The sequence below is a fragment of the Cedecea sp. genome, assembly GCF_036500665.1.
Classification (GTDB): Bacteria; Pseudomonadota; Gammaproteobacteria; order Enterobacterales; family Enterobacteriaceae; genus Cedecea.
On record NZ_DASYBS010000175.1, the window covers coordinates 1 to 9,691 of the forward strand.

5 protein-coding genes are annotated in these 9,691 nt (G+C 50.3%); 1 reads left to right on the top strand and 4 read right to left on the bottom strand.

The window, feature by feature from the left end; all coding sequences use genetic code 11:
- The first annotated feature begins 114 nt into the window (after nucleotides 1-114).
- Nucleotides 115-291, top strand: coding sequence for a DUF3732 domain-containing protein (locus VGM55_RS26425; protein ID WP_331637225.1), 177 nt, complete (start codon nucleotides 115-117; stop codon nucleotides 289-291).
- 74 nt (nucleotides 292-365) lie between these two features.
- Here the strand turns inward: VGM55_RS26425 and VGM55_RS26430 are convergent, their stop codons facing one another.
- The 4 genes from VGM55_RS26430 to VGM55_RS26445 all read right to left on the bottom strand — a co-directional run bounded on the left by VGM55_RS26430 (nucleotide 366) and on the right by VGM55_RS26445 (nucleotide 8,850).
- Nucleotides 366-1,508 (bottom strand): Fic family protein, encoded by a 1,143-nt coding sequence (locus VGM55_RS26430; RefSeq protein ID WP_331637226.1) that lies wholly within the window; start codon nucleotides 1,506-1,508, stop codon nucleotides 366-368.
- 1,139 nt (nucleotides 1,509-2,647) lie between these two features.
- Nucleotides 2,648-5,371, bottom strand: coding sequence for a glycosyl hydrolase family 18 protein (locus VGM55_RS26435; RefSeq protein ID WP_331637227.1), 2,724 nt, complete (start codon nucleotides 5,369-5,371; stop codon nucleotides 2,648-2,650).
- Between the two features lie 679 nt (nucleotides 5,372-6,050).
- Complete coding sequence (locus VGM55_RS26440) at nucleotides 6,051-7,715, bottom strand: dihydroxyacetone kinase subunit DhaK (protein WP_154189049.1); 1,665 nt, start codon at nucleotides 7,713-7,715, stop codon at nucleotides 6,051-6,053.
- Nucleotides 7,716-7,749: 34 nt separating this feature from the next.
- A complete protein-coding gene (locus VGM55_RS26445) occupies nucleotides 7,750-8,850 on the bottom strand; it encodes a glycerol dehydrogenase (protein ID WP_331637228.1) in 1,101 nt (366 codons plus the stop codon).
- Nucleotides 8,851-9,691 lie beyond the last annotated feature (841 nt).

Here is a 9,691-nt window from a genome sequence, read left to right on the forward strand (position 1 = left end):
CCCAGTTCAGCCTGCTTCAGGGCAAAAACAATCTGCTCTTCGGTGAATCGTGATTTTTTCATCGGCACCACCTCCGTTCAGGGAGTGTAGATCATGCCGGAATTCTGTTTCTGAATGGAGCAGGATCTTGGGTCAGGGTCAAATGCTATTGAGGAAAATAATTATAATTTTCAGGTTATTGTACTGGAACATGCTGGTGAATCAATATGGGGGCAAGTTAGAAACACCTATGAAGTGGCGAACTGGAAAAATGAGGGGGATGGGCTTATTCCTAAAGAGTGGCTTCAATAAACAATAATGACATTATATTTAAAAATTATCAGCAGAGGGAGTTTTCCCTCTGCATTATATAAGACAGGCATACATCACAAATCGGGAATAAATCCTTCTTCCCGAAGTACCTTAATCACCCCACGAATCAGATATGAGTTAGAAAACTTCGCCGTATAGGTACGCGCCCCTTCTTCTACCGGCTGGAGCAGTCCCCGCTCAATCAGCTTACCAAGCTGATAAGTCACCTGCGTCGGCTTCAGGTCAGGTAAAACGGCACGCAGATCGCCCGCTTTTATCGTCCCCAATTCAACCGCACGTTTCAGAACCTTTGATTCCAGCGGATTTATCAGCCCTCTTTCCGACGAAAAATCGATGGCCGGATACAGGATCTTTTCGCTCAGGAAATCGTGATTCGTCAGTTGATCAACTTTCTTCAGCTCAGAGGAGATCCCAGAAAGCACATATAAGCACCATTCTTCGAGCCCCTGTTCTGTTCCCTTATCGGCTAATGAAAGCATGGCGTAATAACGTTCGCGGTCATTACAAAATACCGCTGTCGGATTGAGAACCCGACCACCCGTTTGAACGTTAAAACCATACTTGATAAGCAACGCATAGGTCAGCAATCTGACCGTTCTGCCATTACCGTTGCCAAAGGGATGTATCCAGCCAAAGCGGTGATGCACCAGCGCAATCTTCATCAGATCGTACTTTGGCTTATCGGCACGATTAATAAAGGCGGTCAGCTCCGCCATATAATCAGGAACACGAATGTGATCCGGCGGTAAATGGTCAGACTGGGCAATGCTGACGTTATGTTGCCGATATGCACCCGGTGTTCTGTCGCCTTCCCGTTGCAGCCCGGCTACCGCCAGACCATGCAACTCGCGGATAAAATATTCCGTTATGTCATCGCCATTGCTCAGGTATTCGTCGATGAACTCCATCGCAGCTTCAATGTTGTTGATTTCTTTAAGCTGGTCCGTCGAACTCTGCGTTCCTTCCACCTTGCTTTCAACATAGTCGGCAAGCGTGGTGTGGTTTCCCTCAATCCTTGCAGAGCCAAGGCTCTCCAGCATGTGGAAAACGGCCTTCAACTGCGCGAACAGGATAGGGTGAACATCGGTTTCCAGCCGCAGATGCCGGAGGATCTCCAGTTCCGTCAGCGCGTCGACCAGAGGGGAGTCAAAGCTGGGGTTCAGAAGCGAAAGTTCGAAGTGATTAAATTGAGCCATGATGTTTAGTTATCTCAACTGCTGCATGACGGTATCTCAAAAGTATAACAAAAATACTAATAGAATCTATCAATTAGAAGACACACCAATTTTTATCATCTCAAAAACCTTTGTTCCAACATATCAAATGTATGTTTGGACAATGTTCAATGCGAAGGGGGATGGAGCTTTGCCTGCGTAATACAGCATGGATTATTTAGCGCCGCTATGTGTGGAGTACCGGGCGTTATATGTGGACCTCGAACCGTTATGTGTGGAGTTCCATCCGCTATGTGTGGACTTGACTCCACACATAACGAAGCCTCAACTCTTAAACACCGATTTTTCGTGATAACCATCACAAAAATAAAGCGATTTTTTATGGGGGCCTTAGTGGGGGCGCTGATTCTGACTTTTTTCAATGAAACCAAAGAGAAACATCACCTTAATCGTCGATATGATTCCGAGTCCGGCACCAAAATTTAAAGAACCCGCCTAAAGGCGGTTTTTTGCTTTTTGGGGAATGGACTCTTCATCGAACTGAAGTTCGATTATTCGCCTCGTCCCTGAGGCTCACCCCTTTGGGGCCAGCGCAAGCGCTGTTCAAAACGTTCCTGACGTTTTAGTATTCGCCTCGTCCCTGAGGCTCACCCCTTTGTTTTGAGTTATAAACAGACGGCTGGCTTTACGGCCAGATAATGTGTTTAACGCCAAACAGTAAGTCTCCCGGGCCAACACCGCATTCTCTCGTACGCATAATCAGCAAAGTTATCGCACCCTTAACTGAGCAACCAACGGGACCTTCCACTCCCCGTGCGTTTTACTGCCTTCAAGATGAAGCTCTGTCCACCCCTGCTCGAGGTTTACATCTCCCTGGTGGATATGGGTTATTACACATGCTGGTATCGAAAGGTATCCAGTACCGCATCAGCCAGAACCAGGTGGGTCAGCATGCCCATACTGGCCTCTGCAAAGGAGCGGGAGATGAACTAAGGATTAACGACAGAATAAAAAACACGGTCAAGGGTTTGAGCAATACGCATAAAAAAATCCGGAAACAAAGAACATTTCCGGATTCTTACCCAGCCACTGGATCGTTAAACCGATCCTTAGCTGATAGGCATAACGCCTACAGGAGGATTAAACAAGGGTACTGGCGATTATTCAGCAACCCACAGGCTGTGGGCGACATCCGGTGCCCAGTGCAGCGCACCGGTATGGGCCTGCAAACAGCGGTAAGCCTTACCTTTCCAGGTGACTTTATCGCCAATTACGTAGACGGTGCCTGCCGTGAAGGAGCCATCGGTGATTTCACCCGCTTTTACCGTCACGTTCACATCCGCACTACTGCTAAGCTTGCCGTCGCTGACGGTCAGCGTAAAGACCAGCGTGGTATCCTGGTCTACCTTCGGTGCAGTAAATCGGGCGAATGTTTTGTCGTTGTCGTTGAGAATGACATTATGCGCGCCGGATTTCTGCGTCCATACGTACGTCAGCTTATCATTGTCCTTGTCCGTTGATTTAGAGCCATCGAGCACAACCTCACTTTCGCTCTGAACCTGCTGGTTTTTACCGGCATGCGCCTCCGGAGCGTGGTTAATGTCTCCTGTGTCATCTGGCAATACATTGACGGTATACACTTCAGAATTCACGTTCGCTTTCCCGTCACTGACGGTCAGCTGGAAGGTATAAGTCCGCTTCTTGTCCACCTTCGGTGCGGTGACGCTCAGTACCGCAGAATCACGCCCGGCGAGGATCGGCGCCTCCCCCTCAGCACTCAACATATTCCACTTAAAGGTTAACGAATCGCCATCTTTATCAGTGGTTTTAGAGGCATCAAAGTGCACCGTTTCTAAACCCTTAACATTGATCGCTTTCGGCCCGGCAATATTAATCACCGGCGCGTTGTTTTCAGCCTCCCCCGCTTCAACGCTCACTTTGACAACAGTCGCTTTGGAAAGATGCTCACCATCGCTGACAATCAGTGAAAACACCAGATCACCTGCTACATCTGGCGCGGTGAAATGCGCCACTGCTGCGCTTGGGTTATCCATCTTGACCGTCGTCCCGGCCAGCTGGGTCCAATCGTAGGTGAGCTTTTCCCCCTCAGGATCGTAGGAGGAAGAACCATCTAGCGTAACTGCAGCGCCCATGGAAACACGTTGATCCCCCGGGACAATGGCGACCGGCGGCTGGTTTTCCGGATCGGTGGTACCTTCGCCGTGGCCAAGCCCTTCATGCATAGCATTGAGCAAGTTGCCGTTGCTGTTGCCGATTTCCCAGGAGAACAAGCCCCCCAAACCTTTGCGCGTTACATAGTCGCCTTTGGCTTTTACCGAACGAGGCGAATCGTAACTGATAAGTTCTTTGGTTTTTTCATTATAGATCCATGCCGCTTGCGCTTTGTTGTCATAGAACGTTTTGTAATCACCTGAAGAGTAATGACTTTCAATCTCATGAGACAGCAGCACGCCTTTCGCATCTGCCCCCAGCGCGTTGCCGATCATCGGGCCCGTCGCGGTGCCGGTAAATGGTTTACCCGCTTCACGAGGTTCCACGCCAGCCCATGCCCGGCCATACTCAGCGACACCCACAACCAGTTTTTTAGCCTCAACACCCTGTTTCAGCAGCGCATCTATTGCTTTCTCAGTGCTGTGGACAGTGGTCGTGCCAATGTCGTTTTGGGTGTAAAGCGAAGTCTGGTGATTGAGATTCTGTAAATCGAAATGTCCAGCAAAGTCGTAGTTCATCACGAAGATGTAATCCATATACTTCTTCGCAGCGCCATAGTCGACGGCCGCAATTTTTGCTTCGCCTGCGCCAATCGCCGAGGTGAGCTGATAGGTGCGATGCTCCGTTTTGCTCAACTCGTCAAGCATGGCACGCAGCTCTTGCATCAGCTTTGTATAAGTCTCTTTATCCCGGGGGTTGCCCAGCGCAGGGTTTGCACCACCTCCGCCCGGGAATTCCCAGTCAATATCCACGCCATCAAAGAACTTCCAGGTTTGCAGGAACACTTTGACTGATTTGATAAAGGTGGCACGTTTGGTCACGTCATGCATGTCAAAGAACGGATCGGAGAGCGTCCAGCCACCTATGGAAGGGAGGATTTTCAGATTAGGGTTGGCTTTTTTCATAGCAATAATTTTGCCAAAGTTGCCGCCGATCTGCTCGTTATGGTCCAGCGCGGCCCCCATGTCGTGGAGGGTGACCGTATAATCAGGCTGCCCCTGGCAGGATTGTTTTAGCGTTTGCAGACTGCCGCTCATCCCCTCAATGTTCAGGCTCTCGTTCGGGCCGCAAATCGGGATGAATCCATAGAGGATATGAGTCAGGTTTTGCGCCGGGATTTTTTCGACCGGGAAATGACGCCCGTACTGGCTCCATTCGGTGTAATAGGTACCTACAACCTTACCGGTGCTGTTTTTATAAGGTTTATTGTGGTCCTGTAGTGGTGCATCAAGCACAGGCGAACCACTGCCATCGGTATCCAGCACTTGCATAGCCAGCGGGTCGCTCACAGAGCAACCATCATCATTACAAAGCTCGACGGTTAACGCGTAGTCGCCACCTTTAGCAATGGTTATCGGCGCAGTTTTAATGTTGCCAGTACCCGTCCATACCTTTGAGCCATTCAATAACACACTGGATTTATTGGCAGTGTCGTTATTCCATACATCCCAGGAAATGTTTAACTTTAACCCATCGGCACTGCGGGTAACACGCTGCGCATATCCGACCCCTGACGGGTTGTGTTTGACCATACTTAAATTTTTCAGCTGCCAGCCATCTTTCACAGATGCTTTACCAGGCGCGGCCGCAAAAGCAGAAGAGCACACTGACGCCCCCACCAGCAGGGCCAATAAGGTTAATTTCGTTTGCATGGCATTCCCTTAATTCAATTTTGTAAATGTGATAAATCCTTCTGTGCTATTTTAAAGGGCCCATCTGCATTAATAAGATGAGAATATACCCGCTGACAACAGTGAAAGAGAGAGGAGAGATCAAGAATTAAGACAGTGGACAGGAAATATCTGTAGTTATGGTTAAAAACACTCATGCATCAACATACAGAATATGTAAAAACCACTACTACCACGATTAATGAAAAAATAAAACCCGACAAAGCCTGATACTTTAAGTTTGATATTTTTATTTTCGGCAGCAATGCATAGGGGCATATCTGATGAAAAAAAGATACCATACCACAGATAAATATAACCAAAATGGAATAAACGTTTTTTGTGCATTAAAAGTGGAAAGTTATCGAAAGTTGCATGGTGTTTTCCATCATGGCTATAAACAGAATATCTCCGCCGAAAAAATTCTGGTTACGTAAAAATTCGCCAGTGAAAATCTCGATAACCACTCCCCATTAACGTTGCAGCAACATATTTAGCAACCATATCCGAGTCAGGAATCAGTTCCTCCACCTTAAAGCTAATTCTGTATATTTTCGTATATTAACGAGTTGAATTTGCAGACGTAAATAGATTGAAATCCAACCGGTAAGTTAAAAAAATCGGGAAGAAAATTAATAGTAAATTATCTTCCCGGAATGGATTAGCTATCTGCTTTTCTGGAGAAGAGTTCGGCCAGTCTGGTGAAGACCAGCTCCACTGCACATGCACCCGGGTCTTTCACGCCGTCAAGGTTATCGCTGTTAAGATACGAAGAGCGTCCGGCCTTTGCTTTGTTCATCGTGCAGGTACTTTCTGCGCCGATGCGTGCCGCATCGGCAACCTCGGCTAGCGAAGCCCCCTGCATAAAGCGGGAAAATGCCGGAGAGAGGGCGTCGACCATAGTGCGGTCACCAATATTTGCACCACCATAATACTGCATGCGGCTCAGACCGTAGGCCAGCGCCTCGGAGAGCGTGTATCCTTCCGCCAGTTTTTGTCCGCAGGCGTTGAACATAATCGACATGAGTACACCGCTGGAGCCGCCCATGGCAGTGGCCAGATGCTCACCGACGGCAATCATCAGATCGTCAGTTTTATCGAGCGGCAGAGCCCCTTTCTCCAGTGCGGAAATCACCCGACGGGCCCCCCCCGCAAAGGTGGAACCCGTGTCGCCATCCCCCACCAGTGCATCAAGCGCGTTCAGTGTGTGCTCTGCGGCAATGAGCGTGTTGCATACTGTTGTCAGCACGGCCCCCGCCGTTTCATTGCAAGAGGGAATGAAATGATGCTCCGGAAGCCGGTTGGTTGCTGCCAGCACTTCAGGACGTTTCGGCTCGATGGCTGCAGGCCACCCGGCAGCTTCAACCGGCGCCAGTAGCGCTTCACGTAGGGCATCCGTCAGCGAAATGACCGACAGAGAAAAGCCTTTCATGTCCAGCGCACTGACAACTGTTGCAGGTCCGATCAGCAGGTCAACGTCATCGGCCAGCGATGAAAGTAATACTTCGCGCGTCAACAGCGACATTTCCAGCGCTGAAAAACCGCCCAAATTGTTCACCAGCAGCGCTTTGGTGCTGTATTTGTCGGTTGCGCTCAGCAGTTGATCCACCATCAAGCTGACCAGCTCACGCCCTGTCTGGAGTTGTAGCGTCTCAACGCCCGGTTCGCCATGGATCCCCATTCCCAGTTCGCAGGTGCCGTTCTGCACGCGATCGCCATGATTTTCTCCCGGAATGTTACAGCTCGAGAAGGCTACGCCAATGCTCGCCACTTTAGCGATCGCGTCCTGCGCTGCTGCGGTAACTTCTTCAAGGTTTTTTCCCTGTTCGGCAACGAAACCTGCAATTTTATGCACTAGCGCCGTACCGGCCACGCCACGCGGCTGCGGATTGTTCGGGAGGGAAATGTCGTCACGCACTGTGACCAACTCCACGCGGTAACCAAGTTTGCGCGCTTTCTCAGCCGCCAGGCCGAAGTTCAGTCGATCGCCGGTGTAATTTTTGACGATGAGCAAGCAGCCCGCGTCACCGGTGACGTTGATGATGGCACTCAGTACCGCGTCAACGCTTGGCGAGGCAAACACGTCGCCGCAGACGGCGGCGGTGAGCATTCCCCTGCCGACAAAACCCGCGTGTGCTGGTTCGTGGCCCGCGCCGCCACCGGAAATAATCGCGACATTACGCTTATCCCAGTCCCGGCGGACCACAACACGGATGTCCTGCCCTGCATCCAGCATCGCCAGGTTATTAAACGGGCTGGCGCGCAGCATCCCTTCCAGCGCTTCACTGACCAGGTCTGCCTTCTGATTCATAAAAAACTGACTCATAATTTTTCCTTCGTTTTCTCAAATTCGGGGGGCGTTATCCCTGAGCGGCCAAATCCAATTTCTGACGGCCCAACTGGTCGGCGATAATCAGCGCACTGTATACACTTTCGGTGGTAATGCTGAACGGCATATTGAAAATGGTTTCGCCTTCGCTGCAGCTCTTATCTGCCACGAGACGCATTTTTTCCTGCACATTTTCAGTAACGCCGAGCTGCTCCAGACAGACCGGTAGCCCGACAGAGATGCAGAATTCCAGCACTTCATCGATCTGCGCATCGCTGCTGTTCTGCAACACCAGCTGCGCCAGGGTGCCGAACGCGACCTTTTCGCCATGGTAAAAATGGTGGCAGTCATCAAGCTGGGTAAGGCCATTGTGAATAGCGTGCGCGGCGGCAAGCCCGCTGCTTTCAAAGCCAATGCCGCTAAGATAGGTGTTGGCTTCGATAATGCGCTCAAGGGCGCGGCAGGTGACCTTCTGCTCCACAGCGATTTTCGCCTTTTTACCTTCCTGTAGTAGCGTTTCATAACACAAACGTGCCAGCGTCAGCGCTGCGCGGGTAGTCTGACCGCCGGACATATTAGCGGAGCGGGATTCATAGCATGCCTGAGCTTCAAACCAGGTAGAGAGTGCATCACCCATGCCGCTCACCAGCAGGCGAACCGGGGCACTGGCGACAATGGTGCTATCGACAATGACCATATCCGGGTTGGCTGGATAGAACAGATATTGGTCGAACTCTCCCTCTTCGGTGTAAATCACCGACAGCGCACTGGTGGGCGCGTCCGTTGAGGCAACGGTCGGCAACATTACAGAGCGCAGGCGCTGATAAAAAGCGACGGCTTTGGCGGTATCCAATACTTTACCGCCGCCAAAACCGATTATACCGTCGCAACGCTGACTTTCTGCCTGTTCGGCGATGCGCTGGATTTCCAGACGGGAACATTGTCCATGAAAAGGTTCGAGATGAAAGTGCAGATTATCTGTCCCCTTTGTGGAGAAGCGAGATACCTGATGCTGCATAGCTGAATCGACCAGAATGAGCCAGCGTGAACCCAGTGGTTGAATGTAATTATTCAATGAGGACAACGCGTCCGGGCCCTGAATGTATTTCCCTGGTGACTGAATAATTCTCATAGACGACTCCATAGTTTTTAGCTTTATATTTCCGTTAGATATATAAGGGTACAGCGCCTCTTCAGCGAAGCACCTTCAGAGTAAAAACTCATGACAGTGGAGTCATCGAGAAATATCTCTCCCCCGGCTAAATGTGAGGCGAACCACGGAATTAGCCTCAAGATGAGTCAATAAAGTGGAATAAAAGAGCAGTAGTCTTAAAAACTCCATTCATTTTCAGCGTCGACAGTTTTGTCCGTCAGGCAGGAGAAGCCAGAACAGGCGAAAAATCATGGTGTTCATTGAGCCAGGACGACAGCACGGGGAGGATAGCCAGATTCACCTACACCATATTCGCGGAATCACGGCTTCCAGGTGGAATTATCAGCTCATCGCCGTTGCCGATGGCACTCTGCCGGGTTGCCTTCACATCGGCGCCCGGGCAATTACCTGACACAGGAATCTGTAATATCTCAACATGCCCGTGTAGCAAAAGTAAGACGATTGAAGTTAGCCTCCTGCGAAGCGGCATTCAGCGAGTCTGAAACCTTTTTTGCCGATACGCACTCAATATCTACTCGCTACCTTTCATTTTTCCCCGCCCCACATTTGCTGAAAACGTCCTGTCTACGGATGCCCGCGCCACAGAGGTTATTCCCGAGCCTGAAAGAAAACTGGAACCAGAGAGCAATGATAACTCACTAATTGTTATGTTTTTTACATTCAAGGAACAGTTATGACAACGGTTACCCCCCCTTATGATCGTCCCGGGCAGGTCTCCGGCCCTGATATCCCTCAGCCCGCCACCTCCGTGGCAAAGAATACCCGCCCGGCCCCACCTTCTCTCCTTCTGATGAGGACG

Excerpts from the sequence above, each read along its gene's own strand:
- VGM55_RS26445 (WP_331637228.1), bottom strand. The coding sequence starts at position 8,850 with ATGAGAATTATTCAGTCACCAGGGAAATACATTCAGGGCCCGGACGCG.
- VGM55_RS26435 (WP_331637227.1), bottom strand. The coding sequence starts at position 5,371 with ATGCAAACGAAATTAACCTTATTGGCCCTGCTGGTGGGGGCGTCAGTG.
- VGM55_RS26440 (WP_154189049.1), bottom strand. The coding sequence starts at position 7,715 with ATGAGTCAGTTTTTTATGAATCAGAAGGCAGACCTGGTCAGTGAAGCG.
- VGM55_RS26430 (WP_331637226.1), bottom strand. The coding sequence starts at position 1,508 with ATGGCTCAATTTAATCACTTCGAACTTTCGCTTCTGAACCCCAGCTTT.
- VGM55_RS26425 (WP_331637225.1), top strand. The coding sequence starts at position 115 with ATGGAGCAGGATCTTGGGTCAGGGTCAAATGCTATTGAGGAAAATAAT.